Source organism: Sphingopyxis sp. CR5 (assembly GCF_059693785.1).
Genome location: NZ_JCATIE010000004.1, coordinates 139,429 through 156,630 on the forward strand (window position 1 = coordinate 139,429; position 17,202 = coordinate 156,630).

Consider the following 17,202-nt stretch of genomic DNA (forward strand, 5'->3'; position numbering starts at 1 on the left):
ATGCTGCGGCACCGGCCCGTGGGATGGAGGGGGAGCGGACCGGTGCCGCCTCCGCATCGGCGGAGAAGCGCTGAAGTCTAGTGCGCGGCGCCCATCGACACCTGCTTGGGACGCGGGGCGCACCACACCGCCGCGGCGGCGATCACGAAGATGATGCCCGTCGCGATGTAGATGTGGAGCACGCCGAGCGTCATCGCCTGGGTGTCGACCATCCGGTCGAGCGCGGCGCGCGCCTGTTCCAGGCTGAGCCCCGCACCCTGCAGCCGGTCCATCGCGCGGCCGGGGTCGTTGAGCGCCGAAACGAGTTCGGACCGCGAAACGCGCCCCGCATCGTCCCACGCGGTCGTCGCGATCGCGGTACCGATCGCGCCGCTGAGCGTACGCAGGAAGTTCATCAGGCCCGCCGCCGACGTCTGCTTTTCCTCGGGCACGCTCGACAGCGCCAGCGCCGTCAGCCCGACGAAGAAGAAGGGCATCCCCATTCCCTGCAGGACGTGGGGCAGGGCGAGCGTCCAATAGTCGACATCGGCGTTCCAGCCTGCGCGCACGACCGCCATGATCGCCATCCAGAGGATCCCCGCGCTGATCGAGATGCGGATGTCGATCTTGCCAATCATCGCCGCCGCGACCGGCGAGAGGATGACCGCGAAGCAACCGAGCCATGCGACGACGAAACCGGTCTCGGTCGCGGTGTAGCCCGCGACCTGTTGCAGCCACAGCGGGGTCAGCACGACCTGGGCGAAGAAGGCGCCGAACCCCAGCGACAGCGCGGCCGTGCCGAAGCTGAACCCGCGAAAGCGAAAGACGCGCAGGTCGACCACCGGATTGGCCTCGGTCAGTTCCCAGATCAGGAAGGCGACGAAGCCGACCGCGGCGACGATCGCGAGCATCACGATCCAGGCCGATCCGAACCAGTCGTGCTCGCGCCCCGTGTCGAGCATGATCTGGAAGGCGCCGACCGACACGACGAGCAGCACCAGCCCGACGACGTCGATCCCCGCCTTCTTGCGCGGGGTTTCGAACCCGCCGAGCAGGCTGCCGACGCCGAAGGCGCAAATCGCGACCACGGGCAGGTTGATGAAGAAGATCCACGGCCAGCTCCAATTGTCGCTGATCGTGCCGCCGAGGATCGGGCCGAGGATCGGCGCGGTCGTCGTGGTCATCGCCCAGATGGCGAGACCGATTCCCGCTTTCTCCTTCGGAAAGATGCGCAGCAGCAGGATCTGCGTCAGCGGCATCAGCGGCCCGCCCGACAGGCCCTGGAGCACGCGGAACAGAATCAACGCGTCGAGCGTGCGCGAAATTCCGCACAGGAAGGAAAAGACGCCGAACCCCGTAATCGAAATCAGGAACCAGCGTACCGTCCCGAAGCGCGCGGCGAGCCAGCCGGTGAGCGGCACGCTGATCGCGTCGGCGACGGCGTAGCTGGTGATGACCCACGTTCCCTGCGTCGGCGACACCGCGAGCCCGCCGGCGATATGCGGCACCGACACATTGGCGATCGTCATGTCGAGCACGACGACGAAATTGGCGAGCGCGAGCGCGAAGGCGGCCGCGATCAGCCGCACGCCGGCGAGCGGCCGCGGTTCGCGTCTGGCGCCGTTGGCGGGGGGAGCGGCGGAGGCCATCGCTGCCTACTTTCCGCGCGTGTCGATCGTCGCTTCCATCGACAATCCGACGCGCAGCGGATGCTGCCTGAGCTCCTTGGGGTCGAGCGCGATCCGCACCGGCAGGCGCTGAACCACCTTCACCCAATTGCCCGTCGCATTTTGCGCCGGGATAAGCGAGAACGCCGCCCCGGTACCGCCGGCGATGCCGACGACCGTGCCGTGGTAAACGACGTCGCCGCCATAATAGTCGGAGGTCAGCTCGACCGGCTGGCCGGTGCGGATCTTGCCGAACTGGCTTTCCTTGTAATTGGCGTCGACATAGGCGCTGTCGATCGGGACGATGACCATGATCGGCGCGCCCGCCGCGATCCGCTGGCCGACCTGCACCTGGCGGTTGGTGACGATGCCGTCGACCGGGGCGCGGATCACCGTGCGGTCGAGGTCGAGCTGGGCCTTGTCGAGCCGCGCCTGCGCCGCCGCGACATCGGGGGCGGTGTCGATGGTCGTCCCGCGCACCACCGCTTCGGCAGCGCCGAGGTCGCCGCTCGCCGAACCGCGCGTCGCTTGCGCCGAGGTCACGCCGGCCGCCGCGAGGTCGCGGGCCGCCTGCGCCTGTTTCAGCGCGGCGCGCGCCGCCGTCAGCTCCTCGCCCGACACCGCGCCGGTGCTGGCGATGCTCTCGCGCCGCTGAAGCTCGGCCCGCGCGCGCTCGACCGTCGCGTCGGCATCGCGCAGCCGCGCCTGCGCCTGCGCGATTTCGGCGCCGCGGGCCTGGACCCGGGCGCGGGCCGCGTCGGCGGTCGCGTCGGCCTGGCCATAGCGCTGGCGTGCCTGCCGCAACGCCGCCTGGGCATCGGCGACGGCGATCCGCTGGTCGGCATCGTCGAGCACGACGAGGATATCGCCCTTCTTCACCGCCTGGGTGCCGCTGACCCGGACATCCTTGACCGGGCCCGACACCAGCGCGGTGACGGTTGCGCTGTCGGCGCCGACATAGGCGTTGTCGGTCGATACCCGCCCGGCCTGGGTCAGGAAATACCAGATGCCATAGAGCAGCGCGATCGACACGACGACGATCGCGAGGATGCGGAGCAGTCGCTTGCGTTTCGCAAGCCGCGCATCCTTTGCCTCGGCACTCTCCGGCGCGTCGGCGTCGGCGGGGGAGTTTGGAGCGGCAGCAGCCGTATCGTCGGCCATCAATTTTCTCCTTCTGCCTGATATCCGCCGCCGAGCGCGCGGATCAGGGCGATGTCGAGCGTCCGCTCACGCGCTTCGAGGTCGGCGACGGCGCGGCTGAGCGCGACCATGCTGTCCTCGGCGGTGAGCTGGGCAAGCTGGTTCGACAGGCCGGCGCGATAGCGCAGGCCGGCGAGGTTGGCGGCGTCGGCCGCCGATTGCAGCGCGGCGCGCCGGTCGGCGAGCTGGCGCTCGGTGGCCCTGCGGCTCGCGACGATGTCGGCGACATCGCGCAGCGCGTCGAGCAATGTGCGGTCATATGTCGCGACCGCCGCATCATAGGTCGCGCGCGCGCCGCGATAGCGGCCCTCGATGCGCCCGCCCTCGAAGATCGGCAGGCTGATCGCGGCGCCGCCATTGCCATATTTCGATCCCGAATCGAACAGATTGCCGAGCCCGAGCGACTGGAAGCCGACAAGCGCCGACAGGCTGATGTTCGGATAATAGTCGGCGCGCGCGACGTCGATCCGCTTCGCCGCGGCCTCGGCGCGCAGCCGGGCCGCGACGATATCGGGGCGGCGGCCGACGAGCGCGATGCCGGCCCCGGCGGGAATCCCGACCGCCGGCGCGCCGAGCGCGGGGCGGGCGATCGCATCGCCGCGGTCGGGGCCGGCGCCGACCAGCGCCGCGAGACGATGGCGGGTCAGCGCGATCGCTTCGTCGAGCGCAGCGATGTCGCCGCGCGCCGACGCGGCGCGGCTTTCCGCCTGGCTCGCACTCGCCCGGTTGTCGAGCCCCGCGCGGGTGCGGTCGGCCGAAAGCCGCGCGCTGGCGCCGCGAATGCGCAACGCCTCTTTCGCGACGTCGAGCGCCTCATATTGTCCGGCGAGGTCGGCATAGGCGGCGGCGATGCCCGTGGTCAGCATCAGCCGCGCCTGCGCCGCATCGACGCGCGCGGCTTCGGCGTCGGAGGTCGCGGCGGCGAGCGCGGCGCGATTCTTGCCCCACAGGTCGAGGTCGAACGCAAAGCTGCCCGCGACATGACCGGTATCCTGAATGCCGTCGGGAACGAATTGCGGCGGAATGCCCATCGTCTTGCTCTGCTGGACGCCGCCCGCCCCGGCTTCGATGCCGACGCGCGGCAGCAGCGCGGCGCCGGCCTGCTGCGCCAGGGCCTCGGCGGCCCGGACGCGCGCCGCGGCGGCGGCGATATCGGGCGACCCCGCGAGCCCTTCGGCGATCAGGGCATCGAGCTGCGGATCGCCCCATGTCCGCCACCAGCCCTCGGTCGGCCAGGCGCCGACCGGCCCCGCGAGGCTGGCCTGCGAGGCGAGCGCATCGGGAGCGGTCGGCACCGGCTTGGGTCCGAGGTCGGGCGCGGCGCAGCCCGCGAGGAGGCCCAGCAGGGCGGTTGTCGTAAAAATGAAACGAGGCATGGTGTCCAACGATACTAGCTGGTATCATGCGCCAAATAGCGACGGGAGTCGGATTGTCAATCGAAATGATACCAGCCAGTACAGAATTACCCGATATCGCCAGCGAAAAGCGCCGCAAGGCCTTTGTCGATGCGGCACGCGAGGGCTTTTTCGCCAATGGCTATGCCGGGACGACCATGTCGTCGATCGCGAGCAGGGTCGGGGGATCGAAAACCACGCTCTGGTCCTATTTTCCGTCGAAAGAGGCCCTGTTCGAGGCGGTGGTCGACGACATCGTCGATCAGTATGGCACCGCGCTGCAGATCGAACTGCCGCTCGACGAAGACGTCGTTGCGGTGTTGCGCCGCTTTGCCGAGACGCTGCTCGGCACGCTGATGTCCGATCCCTTGCTGTCGCTCTATCAACTCGTCGTCGGCGAGGCGCGGCGCTTTCCGCATCTCGCCGAAACCTTCTACGAACGCGGGCCGCGGCGCGGCAAGGCCCGGCTCGCGGTCTGGATGGGCGAAAAGATGGCGCGCGGCGAATTGCGGCGCGGCGATCCGCTGCGCGCCTGCTATCATCTCGCCGGGCTCTGCCAGGGCGGCTCCTATCAGTTCGCCGTGCTCAACTTGCCCGAGGCGAAGCGCCCCGACCCGACGCGGCTCGCCGCCGAACTCGATGCCGCGATCGATACCTTCTATCGCGCGTGGGGTCCGGACGGCTGAGCGGCACGATCGAGCGCGACGAGGTCCGCAGGCGTATTGAGATTGACGATCGCGCTGCCCGCCTCGATCGCCGACACCCGCGCCGCATCGGCCCACCCGCGCACCGAACGGTCGCCGCCGCAATCGAGATGGTCCGCCAAAGGCGCCGCAAGACGGACCGGCCAGCAGCCGACGATCGGCGCCGCCGCCAGATAGCAGCCGCTGTCGAACGCCGCGAGGCGGCCGAACAGCGTCTCGTCGATCAGCGGCATGTCGCAGCCGAGCGTCAGCACGCTTTCCTGCCCGGCTGCCGCCGCTTCGTGCAGCGCGGCACACAGTCCGCCCAGCGGGCCGAGGCCCGGCGCCGGACGGTCGGCCACGCATCGCAGCCCGCCGGGCGCGTACCGACGGCCGCAGACGATGACCGCATCGCAATGCCGGGCCAGGATCGCCGCGGCGTGCGCGATCAGCGGGCGCCCGCGCCAGGTTGCCAGCGCCTTGTCGCTGCCGAACCGGCGCGCCTCGCCGCCCGCCAATATGGCACCGAGCCGCGTCACCGGCACCGACTCGAAACGGGACGGTAAAAAAATTCGGCGCATCCGGCACGGCGCACGGGCGCCGCAAAAGCCCGCATCTTGCCGTGATTTATCCGATGTAATGCCCGGTCTGTCGCTCGCCCATCCACCCGAATCGCTTACCTCTCTAACTTGATTTCGACTCGCGATGCTCTATGCCATCGGGCGTGCAAGGCGACCCAGACAATTATCTCAGTCTCCTATCGGCCGCGCAAATTGAAACGTTGCGGCACGTTTTCGAGCACAAAAATTCCAAGGAAATCGCCCGGATCATGGACGTCTCGCCGCACACGGTCGACGAACGCGTCCGGCGCGCCTTAAAAAAACTTAATGTATCCAACAGGATAGATGCCGCGAAAATTCTGGCGAGTAACGGTGTCTTCGAAAATGTTACTCCCTATCAATCTTTGACATATCAATTGGCCGAGCTAGGCGACGACGCCCCTCCCGGTGATGCGGAAACGGGGCGCAGTTCGTTGCGGCAGGTCTTCGATATCGGCCTGCCTTTTCCAACTGCTTCCCAGCCGACGAACCGGCATGGGTTGATGGAAAGGATCATCTGGCCGATCCTGATCGCATTCGCGACGATTTTGGCCTTTTCCGCCCTCTATTCGATCCTTGTCGGACTGGGTCGTGTTTTGACCTGATGTTCGATCCGAATGCTGCGGGGGGGAATCCGTCAGCATTCCTTATGCCAAGGACCAGATAATATGCTGAACGAACGCGTTTCCGCTGCGAAGAAGATCGCCACCGAATTGCACCAGGCCGAAGATGCCATCGACGAGGCGATGATCCGGATTGCCCAGCTCGCAGCGACGCTGCCCGCCGCGCGCCGCGACACGAACATGTCGGCGATCGTCGGCCAGGAAGCCATGGCCAAGATCGCCAATGCGCTGGCCGCGACCGGCGAAGTGCGCCAGCTGCTGACCGACGCGCATCTCGCGCTGACCGTGACGCAAAAGCAGGTCGGGCTGGGCACGCGCATGTTCGGCGCCGGCGTGAAGCCGCCGAGCAGCCTTGCGACCGACGAAGGCAGCAACGACCAGGGCATCGCCGCCCCGGCGTTCGCCAAGGCATCGTAAGCCAGGACCGAGGTAGACAATCCATTGTGGACCGTGGCGACATATTATGCCGTGCTGCTGTTGACGGTGGGGGTCGCGATCGCTCGCGGCGGCCCGCTTGAAAAATGGGCAGCTTTCACGGCACTTGTCGCCTCGGTCTGCACCACGATCGTGTCGCCCACCCCGCAATGGACGCACGTCGAAATCAATATCTTCGCGATCGACCTGGTCGCGCTCGCCAGTTTCTGGTTCATCGCGCTGAAGACGCAGCGTTTTTGGCCATACTGGATAACGGGCTGGCAGCTTATCGCGATTTTCGGCCATCTGCAGAAGCTGATGTTCGTCGAGATATTGGAGCGGCCCTATGCGCTGCTTTCGATGTATATTTCCTATCCGATCCTGCTCGTCATATTGTACGCGGCCGGATCGAGCGGACGAAGGGTGGAAGCGAGAGCATGATGGTGGTGCCTGAGGGGCACGGCAAATGCAGCAGTTCACGAACCAGGACATCGCCGAGATCAAGTCTCGGATCGATCAGATACAGGACATGCTCGCCGGGCGCGGCGATGCGCTGACCCTGCTGGCGGACCTGCCGGTCGAGCGCGAACCGCAGCCCGGGCTGGTCGAACAGATCGCGTTCGGCATCCAGATGCGCCGCCTGCGCAAGAGCCATTTCGGCGATGCACAGCTTTCGGGCGGAAGCTGGGACATGATGCTGGACCTGATGCTCGCCCGCGCGAACGAGCGCCAGCTGAGCGCCAGCGACCTGGCGACCGGCGCCGGGGTCCCGCTGTCGTCGGGCCTGCGCATGATCGCCGCGCTCGAAGCGCAGGGACTGGTCCGGCGCGCGCTTGACGAGCGCGACCGGCGCCGCTCGCTCGTCCACCTGACCGACGCCGGGGCCGAACGCATGGAAAGCTATTTCGAAACGATCGGCCGCGCCTGGAACGACCGGATGCGCCGCGCCGCGTAACGCGTGTCGGCCCGGGGCTCCGGTCTTCGGTTCGGATTATTCGGTCATCTCGCGCATCATCGCTTCGATCCGCGCCATCGCATCGCGCTTGATCTGGCATACCCGCGCCGCGCTGACGTCCAGCGTCAGCCCGATTTCCTGAAGATTGAGCTCTTCGAAGAAATAGAGTTGCAGCACCAGCTGCTCGCGCTCGGGCAGCCGCGCGATACAGGCCTCGAGCGCGTGAAGCGTCTCCGCCTGTTCGAGCGCGCCGTCGGCGCTTTCGCCGTCGTCGGCGACGAGGAAGGTACCGGCGTCGATCATCTCGTCGAGCGAGGTCGACCGTCCATAGGCCGCGCTTTTTTCCAGCGCATGATATTCGTCGGCGCTCATCGCGAAGGCCTCTGCCATTTCGGCGGTGGTCGGCGCCCGCATCAGATGCTGTTCGAGCGAGGCGCGGACTGTCTGGAGCCGCTTGCCGGCGACCATCGCCGAACGCCCCACATCGGCCTCGCGGCGAAGCTGGTCGATCATCGCGCCGCGGATGCGCGTCGAGGCATAGGTCGAAAAGGCGTAGCCGCGCTCCTCATAGTGGCGGCTCGCCTCGATCAGCGCGATCAGCCCGGTCTGGATCAGGTCGTCGAGCTCGCTCGTGCGCGAGACCCGCGAAAAGACCTGCCAGGCGATCTTGCGCACCAGCGGCGCATAATCCTCGACCAGCGTCTCGACGCTTTCGCCATAGAAATGGCGGGGCGCCGGTGCGTGCGGCGCGGCGCTCGCGCCGAATTGGTCGGCCCGCTCAGCTCTCATGCGGTTCATCCTTCATCTGGTCGGGGGCGGCGGCGGTCAGGCGCGCCGGTTCGGAGCCGATCGTCGCGACGATCTCGGTCGCCTTCGTCGGCGGAATTTCGAGGTAGGAAATCACCGCGACGTCGGGGAAGGTCGCGCGCACCAGCCGCGACAGCGGCGAGCGGCACAGCGGCGAGGCGACGAGCGCGAAGCTGCGCGTCTGGAGCAAAAGCGGCTCGACGGCTTCGCCGATCTGTTCGACGATCTTCATCGCCATGCCGTGCTCGAACGGCCATTCGGCACCCGGGTTCGCGCGCACCGCCTGGTTGAGCAGCATCTCGATGTCGGGGCTGAAGGTCACGACGGGCAGCGGCATGCGCGCGGGCACGATCGTCTGGACGATCAGCGCCCCGATGCGCTGGCGCACCGCCTCGACCAGCTCGATATCGCCGAGCTGCTGGGTGGCGAGCGCGACCATCGCTTCGGCGATCTTGCGGAAGTCGCGCAGCGGCACGCGTTCCTCGAGCAGCGCCTTGCACAGCGCGGCGACCCGCGGCAGCGCATAGCCCTGGGGACTGAGGTTCGCCGCGAGTTGCGGATAATGCTGCTTCAGGTGATCGATCAGCGCCTGCGCGTCGTCGAGCCCGAACAACTCCGCGGCCGAGGCGATGATGCTGTTGTTGAGGTGCGTCGCGACCACGGTCGCCGGATCGACGACGGTGTAGCCGGCGGCGATCGCGTCGTTCTGGGCCGCCTTCGGGATCCACAGCGCGTCGAGCCCGAAGGTCGGGTCCTTGCACGGCCGGCCGGTCACCTTGGCGACAAGATCGCCCGAATCGAGCGCGAGCATTTCGTTGGGATAGACCTCGTCCTCGCCGACGATCACCCCGGCGACCGAGATGCGATAGGCGTTGCCGGGCAGCGAGAGGTCGTCGGCGACCTTGACCGCCGGGATCACGAAACCGAGTTCCTTCGACAATTGCTTGCGGATGCCGGTGATCCGGCCCATCAGCGGCGCGCCCTTGCGCTCGTCGACCATCGCGACGAGCGCATAGCCGACCTCGAGCTGGCAGGCGCTCGCCTCGCTGACATCGGCCCATTCGATATGGTGCGGATCGGCGGCGGGCGCTGCGGGCTCCGGGGCATCCGCCGCGCGATCGGCCGCGCGCTTCATCTGCCAGCCCATCGCAAAGGCGAGCGCGGAGGCGGGCAGGATCAGCATCTGCGGCATCGCCGGCACGAGGCCGAGGGCGAAAAGAATGCCGCCGACCGCCATCCACACATGCGGCGAGGAGAACTGGCTGCCGATCTGGCCCGACAGGTCGAACGGCGACGAGACACGGGTGACGATTGCCGCGGCGGCGATCGAGAGCAGCAGCGCCGGGATCTGCGCGACGAGCGCGTCGCCGATCGCCAGCGTGACATAGGTGCCGCCGGCTTCGGAAAAGCCGAGGCCGTGGCTCGCCATGCCGAGGATCAATCCACCGACGATGTTGACGAACAGGATGAGCAGGCCGGCAACGGCATCGCCCTTCACGAATTTCGAGGCACCGTCCATCGAACCATAGAAATCGGCTTCGGTCGCGACCTCCTGGCGGCGCGTCTTCGCCTCTTCGGGCGACAGCAGCCCCGCGTTGAGGTCGGCGTCGATCGCCATCTGCTTGCCGGGCAGCGCGTCGAGGGTGAAGCGCGCCGACACTTCGGAAACCCGCCCCGCCCCCTTGGTGATCACGACCAGGTTGATGATCATCAGCACGACGAAAACGAACAGGCCCACGACATAGTCGCCGCCGATCAGAACCTGCCCGAACGCCTCGATGACATGGCCCGCGGCGTGGGTGCCCTCGTGCCCGTGGACGAGCACCACGCGCGTCGAGGCGACATTGAGCGCAAGCCGGAGCAGGGTGGCGAGCAGCAACACGGTCGGAAAGGCCGAGAAATCGAGCGGCTTCGAGGCCGACAGCGCGACCATCAGGATCGCGAGGCTGATCATGATGTTCGCGACGAAGCTGATATCGAGGATCGTCGGCGAAACCGGAATGACCATCAGCGCGACCAGCACGAGCATCCCGGCGGGAAGCGCGGCTGTCGCGGCGACACGGCCGATCCGCGCCGGGTCGAGGGCGGCGCTCATGCGTCCCCTCCCATCGCGGCGAGCCGGCGATAGGCGCTGGCAGCGAAATCCATCGAGAGTTTCCTGGGCATCGGTTCTATGTCCATCATCTGGAGCGGAGGGCGCCCGCCGCCGGCGGCGGCGCCGGTGACGCTGCCCGACCGGACGTGCCAACGGGTTTCGGGAAGCGCCTTGACGTTCGGAATCTTGCCGCCTTCGGCGAGCTTCGCGGCGAAGAGCGTCCGGATTTCGGACAGGCTGCGCATGCTGCCGTCGCCGGCATAGAAGATCGGCCGGTTGGCGGCGGCGGCCTCCGGCAGCATCGCGGCGCCGGGCTGGTCGGGGTTCGCCTCGAGCCCCGCGAGGAAGCGCTTGGCCCCGCCGCTGCCGAGGAAATGCGCAAGATAGAGATCGACCGGCTCCATCGGCCGCCCGAAGCGGCTTTCAAGCTCGGTCCGGTTGTCGGCGGTGAGCGCCGCGGCCATCGCCGACGACGCCGCCGGATCGTCGCGCAGGGCGAGGATGCGCTCGCGCAGCGCCGGGTCGGCCACCGACAGGCGCCCGCTGGCGTCGCGACCGATCGCATCGGCCGCCCAGCCGAGGCCGTGGCTCGCCCCGTGACGGTCGAGGGTCGCGAGCCAGGTCTGACGCGTGAACTGGAACAGGCCGCGCGCGGACGAGGTCGGCGCCTGCGCGGTCGGGTTGAAACGGCTCTCGACGCGCGCGACATCGACCAGATAGTCGAAATCGATCCCGGTGCGCGCCGACGCCGATTGCACCGCATCCATGACGGGAGCGGCGACAGCGGCTTGGTGCACAGGGGATTTGATCGGCGTCATATACGGGTTCCGCGTTGGTTCGCAGACCCCGCAGCAATCATCGTGCCATTTTCGGGAAAACGGCAGACGTGCTATGGTTATCAATAGCTTAGTGCAACTCCGCGCGGCGCCGTGCCGCGGATCGCATGATTGTTGTCAATCCTCTGACGCGTCCAGTTCTTCAGGATGTTGACGCGGATCGCGGCGGTTTCGAGCTGCTTGAGCGTCTGGCCGATCAGGACGCGGGCGCGCGCCTCGCCGCCGGCGGGGATCGCCGCGTTCTGAAACAGGATCACGGCCGTCGCGAGCGCCTCGGACGCCGCGACGATCGCGCCCGGGTCCTGTCCGTCGAGCGCGGCGACGAGCGCGTCGAGCCGCGCCTGCATATCGTCGATCCGGGTCATCATGCCTCGGCGCGTCCCCGATAATGATCGATCATCGCCCGGGCGGTGGTACCCGCATCGACGGAATAGCTGCCGTCGGCGATCGCCGCGCGCAGGCTGGCCACGCGTGCGGTATCGACCGGCGGCGCCTGGTCGGCGAGCGCCTGGGTCAGGCCGATGAGCCGGGCCGCCGGGACGAGCTCGGCGGCGGACGGAACCGGCGCGGCGCCGCGCGCGGCGGCGGCCTGGCCGGCGCCGATCTTGCGCAGCGCGACGGCGCGCATCACGCCCCCCACCTGCGGTCCGATCTTGCTGTCTCCCGACATCGCGAGCCTCCAAAGTCCGGTCCGTCGGAAAATCGACGGCGCCTTCGGAAAGGTTTAACGGCGCGCCCCCGGGGCGATTAAGCGATGTCCGGAAAAATTAAAAAATGCCCGGCGGCGTCGGAAAAGCGACACCGCCGGGCAAGGCGGAACCAGGGTCGACGGCCGGGCGCCGTCGGCGAATGCGCGCGATCAGTTGTCGACCCGCGCGCGGCCGGGGCCGGTGACGATCGCGCTCAGCGCACTGCGATTGCCGTCGCCGCGCAGCGCGATCGTGTCGCCGACGCGGCCGTCCTCCGACGCGATCGCACTATAGGAGATCGAGAAGCTGGCGGTGTCGAGCGAGACGCGGACATTGTCGCCGCGGCGGACGACCGGCGCGGCGGGCCTGGCGTAGCTCGCCGGGACGAGGCCGGGGGCGGCCGCGTTGCCGCCGGTCATCGGGACGCGCACGCGCCAGCCGAGCGAGGCGCAGCGCACCGCGAGCGTCTGGCTGTCGATCGCGGTGATCGTCGCCTGTTCGGGACAGCGCTGGAGCTTGATGCGCCGGTCGATCGGCGCCGCGTTGCGGCCCATCGCACCGGCGACCATCGCCGTCAGATTGTCGATCGCGCCCCAGTCCTCGCTCGCCTGCTGCGCGCCGGCGGCAGGGATGATGAAAACGAGCGCGGCAAGCGCAGTGGCGGTCAGGCGGGTCATGGGCCATCTCCTCATCGGTCCAAAATGGTTGCGGGCATGGGTGCACGATGCGTGCCAGATCAGCTTTTGCGCGGGCTTCCGGCGGCCGTCGCCGATCGACGTCAATCTTTTGACGAGCGGCGGCATCGCGCGCCGGGGGTCCCGCCACCTGCAACTCCAAAGCCCAGAAAACAGGGCGGAATATCGATTTGGCACGCGCATTGCATCGTGCCTTGCAGATAATCTTGCGGACGATCGCGCGCCCGGTCCCGGCACCCGCCGGACGGGCCGCATCGACAGGAGGAATGGACAGATGGCTTCCGAAAAGCTCTTCGGCCTGCACGCGACGGCGCTCCAGCTGCGCAGCCAGCGCATGATGATGCTCGCCTCGAACATCGCCAATGCCGCCACGCCGAACTACAAGGCGCGCGACCTCGACTTCGCGAAGGCGCTCGACCTCGCGCAGGAAGGCGCCGCGACCGACGCCGCGATCGAATATCGCGTACCGGTGCAATCGTCGCTCGACGGCAACACCGTCGAAATGGCGACCGAACAGACCGCCTTTGCCGAAAACGCCCTCGCCTACCGCTCCAGCCTTGCCTTCCTGCAGGGCAGGATCGGCACGCTGACGCGCGCGCTGAAAGGAGAATGACGATGGCCGCAGGTCTTTCGATCTTCGACATCAGCGGGCGCGCCATGTCGGCGCAGCTCGTCCGGCTGAACACCACCGCATCGAACCTTGCCAACGCCGGAACGGTCGCAGGCAGCGAAAGCGAAGCCTATCGCTCGATGAAGCCGGTGTTCCGCACCGTGATGGACGGCGCCGGCCGCGCGACCGTCGCGGTCGACCAGGTGACGAGCAGCAAGATGGCGCCCTCGAAGCGTTACGACCCCGACAACCCGCTGGCCGACAAGGACGGCAATGTCTGGGAGGCCGCGGTCGATAGCGCCGCCGAGCTGGTCGAAATGGTCGAGACCGCCCGCCAGTACCAGAACAACGTCCAGGTCCTCGACACCGCAAAGGGCCTGATCAACGAAACCCTGCGGTTGGGACAATAAGCCATGGCGATCGATTCCATAAGCGGCACCGGCACGTCGGCGCAGACGACGACGCTCAGCACGCCGCAGCTCGGCCAGAGCGACTTCCTGCGGCTGATGACGGCGCAGCTGTCACAGCAGGACCCGTTCAACCCGGTCGATAACAGCGAGATGGTCGCCCAGATGGCGCAATTCTCCAGCCTGGCCGGGGTCAGCGAAACCAACGCGACGCTGACGCAAATCTCCGAACAGCTCACCGCGCAGACGGCGCTGCTCGAACAGATCCGCGCCGCCACCGACACGCCGGCGACGCCGGAAACCGAAGCCACCCAGGAAGGATAAGTCGCATGTCATTCTATACCTCGCTTTCGGGCCTCAAGGGCGCCCAGACCGACATGTCGGTCATCTCGAACAACATCGCGAACGCCGGATCGATCGGCTTCAAGCGCAGCGCCGCGCAGTTCGGCGACATCTTTGCCTCGTCGCCGAGCCAGTCGACCAAGACGATCGCGGGACAGGGGCAGCGCCTGAACGGCATCACCCAGCAGTTCACGCAAGGATCGTATGAAACGAGCGAAAAGACGCTCGACATGGCGATCGTCGGCGAAGGCTTTTTCGTCGTGAAGGGCGCGCCGCCGACCAATGCGGTCACCTATTCGCGCAACGGCGCCTTCACCCCGCTGGAGGACGGCAGCGTCGTCGACACGACGGGGTCGACGCTGCAGCTATTGCCGGTCGATGCCGACGGCAACGTCACCGACGCCAGCCTGGGCGCCAGCTATGACCTCGTGATCCCGAAGGCATCGCCGTCGGATCCCGACGCGGCGCTCGTCAACGTCTCGGTCGGTACCGACGGCCTGGTCACCGCGACCTTCGCCGACGGGTCGAACCAGATGCTCGGCAAGATCGCGATGGCATCCTTCCCCGCGACCGAAGGGCTGCGTCCCGTCGGCGACGCGCACTGGCAGTCGACCGGCGAAAGCGGCGCACCGACAATCGATTCGCCGGGCAGCGGCGCGATGGGCGCGGTCCGTTCGGGTGCGCTCGAACGCTCGAACGTCGACATCACCGAAGAGCTGGTGCTGCTGATCGCGGCCCAGCGCAATTTCCAGGCCAACGCCAAGGCGATCGAGGGCGCATCGACGCTGACCCAGACCGTCATCAACATGAACTGACCGGCGTAACCGCCGCCAGCCCGGAGCCCAGCCATGGACCGCGTCATCTATACCAGCCTTACCGCGATGCGGGGCAGCCAGGCCCGGCAGACGGCGATCGCGAACAACCTCGCGAACGTCAACACGCCGGGCTTCCGCGGCGAAATCGCCGAGGCGCAGTCGCTGTGGCTTCAGGGCAGCGGTGTCGGCGGCCGCGCCGTGTCGTCGGAAGAAGTCGTCGGCGCCGACATGCGCGCCGGCACGATCACCGCGACCGGCCGCGACCTCGACATCGCGATGCAGGGCGACGCGATGCTGGTGGTGCAGGCGCCGAATGGCGAGGAAGCCTATACGCGCCGCGGCGACCTGATGCTTTCGGCATCGGGCCTGCTTACCACCGGCGATGGCAGCCCGGTCCAGGGAACGCAGGGGCCGGTCACCATCCCGCCCGCCGATTCGATCCAGATCGACGAACAGGGCGAGGTGTGGATCGTTCCCGCCGGCGGCGACGCCGACAATCCGCAGCAGGTCGATCGCATCCGCCTTGCCAGTCCTGCCGGATCCGACGTGGTCAAGGGTCTCGACGGCCTGTTCCGCGTCCGGAACGGCGGCATTCTTCCCGACGACCCCGAAGCGCGGGTCGTCACCCGTTCGCTCGAAGGGTCGAACGTCACCGCGACCACCGCGCTCGTCGAGATGATCGAAGCGAGCAAGAGCTGGGATTCGCAACTCAAACTGATCAGCGACGCGCGCGAAATGGACAGCGCGACCGCGAACCTGATGCAGCTGCCCCGTTAAGGAGACACGACCATGACCATCGGTGCCTTGCACGTCGCGCGGACCGGCCTTGATGCCCAGAGCTTCAAGATGCAGGTGATCGCGAACAACCTCGCCAACGTGAACACCACGGGCTTCAAGCGCGACCGCGCCAATTTCGAGACGCTGTCGTACCAGATGATGACCCAGCCGGGCGCGACCGCATCGGCCGACAATCGTTATGCGACCGGGCTCAACCTCGGCACCGGGGTCCAGCTTGCCGGTACCTCGCGTATCGACACGCAAGGCACGTTCGCGACCACCGGCAACGCCCTCGACATGGCGATCGACGGCGCCGGTTTCTTCCAGGTCCAGCTTCCCGACGGGCGCACCGGCTATACCCGCGCGGGCAATTTCGAACGCGCACAGGACGGGACGATCGTCACCTCCGACGGCAAGCCGCTGATCCCGCAGATCCAGGTTCCCGAAGACGCGACCGCGCTGTCGGTCGGCAGCGACGGCACCGTTTCGGCCAGCGTGCCCGGACAGGCCGACGCGGTCGAACTCGGCCGGATCGAGATCGCCCGCTTTGCCAATCCTTCGGGACTGCAGGCGATCGGCGACAATATGCTCGTCGAAACCACCGCTTCGGGCACGCCGCAGGTCGGCGCCGCGGGCGAGGAAGGCCGCGGCTCGCTGCGCGGCGGAATGCTTGAGGGATCGAACGTCAACGTCGTCGAGGAACTCGTCGACATGATCGAGACGCAGCGCGCCTATGAGGTCAATTCGAAGATGATCCAGGCCAGCGACGAGATGATGAAAAATGCGACGCAGACTCTCTAGCGCACCGGGCGCTATATCTTATCCGTTTGTGCTGAGCTTGTCGAAGCACCGTTCTTCTTCTGGCGACGTCAAAAGAAAGAACAGCCCTTCGACGAGCTCAGGGCCAACGGATCGGGTGTGGCGCCGGCGATTCAACACCGGCCGCGTCAGCGCGCTCATCCTCGTTCTTGCCGCACTGCCGGCCGCAGCCGCCGCGAAGGACAAGATCCCAGACGAGGCCTTTGCCCCGACCGCGCCGGCACCGCAGGCCGCCGTGCCCGCGAACGGATCGATCTTTCAGGGCGGCTATGTCCCGCTCACCTCGGGCGGCCGCGCGGGACGGGTCGGCGACATCGTCACGATCCAGCTCGTCGAGCGAACGATCGCATCGAAGAGCAACGCCGCGGGCACCGAGCGCGGCGGCAGCATCGGCCTGTCGCCCCCGACCACCGGGCCCCTGTCGCTGTTCAACCCCAGCGATATCGGCATGGGCGGCAGCAACGAATTTTCGGGCAAGGGCCAGGCGTCGCAGTCGAACCAGCTCGCCGGCGAGATCAGCGTGACGATCGCCGAACTCTATCCGAACGGCACGATGCTGGTGAAGGGCGAAAAGCTGCTCACCCTCAATCGCGGCGACGAACGGATCCAGATTTCGGGCATCGTCCGCGCGATCGATATCGGCCCCGACAACCGCGTCCCCTCGACGCGGGTCGCCGACGCCAACATCCGTTACGTGGGCAAGGGCGAGATCGCCCGCGCCAGCCGCCAGGGCTGGTTGCAGCGATTCTTCTCCATCATCAGCCCCTTCTGACCGACGCACCGAACAAGGATCGAC

Annotated in this window: 22 protein-coding genes; 12 read left to right on the forward strand and 10 right to left on the reverse strand. The window is 67.5% G+C overall.

Features of this window, described 5'->3' with window-relative positions:
* Positions 1-77: 77 nt before the first annotated feature.
* From AC58D2_RS07490 to AC58D2_RS07500, 3 genes are read right to left on the reverse strand one after another with little or no spacing between them, the layout of a single operon-like run.
* Complete coding sequence (locus tag AC58D2_RS07490) at positions 78-1,628, reverse strand: DHA2 family efflux MFS transporter permease subunit (protein ID WP_497388857.1); 1,551 nt, start codon at positions 1,626-1,628, stop codon at positions 78-80.
* A gap of 6 nt (positions 1,629-1,634) precedes the next feature.
* On the reverse strand, positions 1,635-2,807 hold the full coding sequence (locus AC58D2_RS07495; RefSeq protein ID WP_497388859.1) for an HlyD family secretion protein: 1,173 nt from the start codon (positions 2,805-2,807) through the stop codon (positions 1,635-1,637).
* Positions 2,807-4,222 (reverse strand): efflux transporter outer membrane subunit, encoded by a 1,416-nt coding sequence (locus tag AC58D2_RS07500; RefSeq protein WP_497388861.1) that lies wholly within the window; start codon positions 4,220-4,222, stop codon positions 2,807-2,809. Before AC58D2_RS07500 ends, AC58D2_RS07495 begins: the two co-directional genes overlap by 1 nt.
* Before the next feature lie 65 nt (positions 4,223-4,287).
* Here AC58D2_RS07500 and AC58D2_RS07505 point away from each other — a divergent pair, with 65 nt between their 5' ends.
* Entirely contained in the window at positions 4,288-4,926 is a 639-nt protein-coding gene (locus AC58D2_RS07505) for a TetR/AcrR family transcriptional regulator (protein WP_497388863.1), read from the forward strand.
* Here the strand turns inward: AC58D2_RS07505 and mobA are convergent.
* Entirely contained in the window at positions 4,899-5,462 is a 564-nt protein-coding gene (gene mobA, locus AC58D2_RS07510) for a molybdenum cofactor guanylyltransferase (RefSeq protein WP_497388865.1), read from the reverse strand. The genes AC58D2_RS07505 and mobA overlap by 28 nt on opposite strands.
* Before the next feature lie 185 nt (positions 5,463-5,647).
* On the opposite strand from mobA, the gene AC58D2_RS07515 reads away from it, so the two are divergent.
* The 4 genes from AC58D2_RS07515 (at position 5,648) to AC58D2_RS07530 (ending at position 7,514) form a co-directional block, all read left to right on the forward strand.
* Positions 5,648-6,127: a response regulator transcription factor gene (locus AC58D2_RS07515; protein WP_497388868.1), complete on the forward strand. Its 480-nt coding sequence runs from the start codon at positions 5,648-5,650 to the stop codon at positions 6,125-6,127.
* A gap of 63 nt (positions 6,128-6,190) precedes the next feature.
* Positions 6,191-6,562, forward strand: coding sequence for a hypothetical protein (locus AC58D2_RS07520; RefSeq protein ID WP_497388870.1), 372 nt, complete (start codon positions 6,191-6,193; stop codon positions 6,560-6,562).
* A 33-nt stretch (positions 6,563-6,595) separates the two neighbouring features.
* Positions 6,596-7,000: a hypothetical protein gene (locus AC58D2_RS07525; RefSeq protein WP_497388872.1), complete on the forward strand. Its 405-nt coding sequence runs from the start codon at positions 6,596-6,598 to the stop codon at positions 6,998-7,000.
* A gap of 25 nt (positions 7,001-7,025) precedes the next feature.
* Complete coding sequence (locus AC58D2_RS07530) at positions 7,026-7,514, forward strand: MarR family winged helix-turn-helix transcriptional regulator (protein ID WP_497388874.1); 489 nt, start codon at positions 7,026-7,028, stop codon at positions 7,512-7,514.
* Between the two features lie 36 nt (positions 7,515-7,550).
* Here AC58D2_RS07530 and AC58D2_RS07535 read toward each other — a convergent pair whose 3' ends face one another.
* The 6 genes from AC58D2_RS07535 to AC58D2_RS07560 all read right to left on the reverse strand — a co-directional run bounded on the left by AC58D2_RS07535 (position 7,551) and on the right by AC58D2_RS07560 (position 12,618).
* Positions 7,551-8,303 carry a sigma-70 family RNA polymerase sigma factor gene (locus tag AC58D2_RS07535; RefSeq protein WP_497388876.1) on the reverse strand — a complete coding sequence of 251 codons (753 nt, stop codon included), beginning with the start codon at positions 8,301-8,303 and terminating at the stop codon, positions 7,551-7,553.
* Positions 8,293-10,416: a flagellar biosynthesis protein FlhA gene (flhA, locus tag AC58D2_RS07540; protein ID WP_497388878.1), complete on the reverse strand. Its 2,124-nt coding sequence runs from the start codon at positions 10,414-10,416 to the stop codon at positions 8,293-8,295. The genes AC58D2_RS07535 and flhA overlap by 11 nt, the downstream gene beginning before the upstream one ends.
* Positions 10,413-11,234 (reverse strand): transglycosylase SLT domain-containing protein, encoded by an 822-nt coding sequence (locus AC58D2_RS07545; protein ID WP_497388880.1) that lies wholly within the window; start codon positions 11,232-11,234, stop codon positions 10,413-10,415. Before AC58D2_RS07545 ends, flhA begins: the two co-directional genes overlap by 4 nt.
* Before the next feature lie 80 nt (positions 11,235-11,314).
* Entirely contained in the window at positions 11,315-11,617 is a 303-nt protein-coding gene (locus tag AC58D2_RS07550) for a hypothetical protein (protein WP_497388882.1), read from the reverse strand.
* Positions 11,617-11,922 (reverse strand): flagellar biosynthesis anti-sigma factor FlgM, encoded by a 306-nt coding sequence (flgM, locus tag AC58D2_RS07555; protein WP_497388884.1) that lies wholly within the window; start codon positions 11,920-11,922, stop codon positions 11,617-11,619. Before flgM ends, AC58D2_RS07550 begins: the two co-directional genes overlap by 1 nt.
* Before the next feature lie 189 nt (positions 11,923-12,111).
* Positions 12,112-12,618 (reverse strand): flagella basal body P-ring formation protein FlgA, encoded by a 507-nt coding sequence (locus AC58D2_RS07560; protein ID WP_497388886.1) that lies wholly within the window; start codon positions 12,616-12,618, stop codon positions 12,112-12,114.
* A gap of 292 nt (positions 12,619-12,910) precedes the next feature.
* Between AC58D2_RS07560 and AC58D2_RS07565 the strand changes: the two genes are divergently transcribed.
* The 7 genes from AC58D2_RS07565 (at position 12,911) to AC58D2_RS07595 (ending at position 17,178) form a co-directional block, all read left to right on the forward strand.
* Positions 12,911-13,249: a flagellar basal body rod protein FlgB gene (locus AC58D2_RS07565; protein ID WP_497388888.1), complete on the forward strand. Its 339-nt coding sequence runs from the start codon at positions 12,911-12,913 to the stop codon at positions 13,247-13,249.
* Positions 13,246-13,656 (forward strand): flagellar basal body rod protein FlgC, encoded by a 411-nt coding sequence (flgC, locus tag AC58D2_RS07570; protein ID WP_497388890.1) that lies wholly within the window; start codon positions 13,246-13,248, stop codon positions 13,654-13,656. The genes AC58D2_RS07565 and flgC overlap by 4 nt, the downstream gene beginning before the upstream one ends.
* Positions 13,657-13,659: 3 nt before the next feature.
* A complete protein-coding gene (locus AC58D2_RS07575) occupies positions 13,660-13,977 on the forward strand; it encodes a flagellar hook assembly protein FlgD (protein ID WP_497388892.1) in 318 nt (105 codons plus the stop codon).
* A gap of 5 nt (positions 13,978-13,982) precedes the next feature.
* Positions 13,983-14,810, forward strand: a complete 828-nt coding sequence (locus tag AC58D2_RS07580) for a flagellar hook-basal body complex protein (protein ID WP_497388894.1) — start codon at positions 13,983-13,985, stop codon at positions 14,808-14,810.
* A 33-nt stretch (positions 14,811-14,843) separates the two neighbouring features.
* A complete protein-coding gene (locus AC58D2_RS07585; protein ID WP_497388896.1) occupies positions 14,844-15,587 on the forward strand; it encodes a flagellar basal body rod protein FlgF in 744 nt (247 codons plus the stop codon).
* Positions 15,588-15,599: 12 nt separating this feature from the next.
* Complete coding sequence (flgG, locus tag AC58D2_RS07590; RefSeq protein WP_497388898.1) at positions 15,600-16,388, forward strand: flagellar basal-body rod protein FlgG; 789 nt, start codon at positions 15,600-15,602, stop codon at positions 16,386-16,388.
* Between the two features lie 115 nt (positions 16,389-16,503).
* Entirely contained in the window at positions 16,504-17,178 is a 675-nt protein-coding gene (locus AC58D2_RS07595; RefSeq protein ID WP_497388900.1) for a flagellar basal body L-ring protein FlgH, read from the forward strand.
* Positions 17,179-17,202 lie beyond the last annotated feature (24 nt).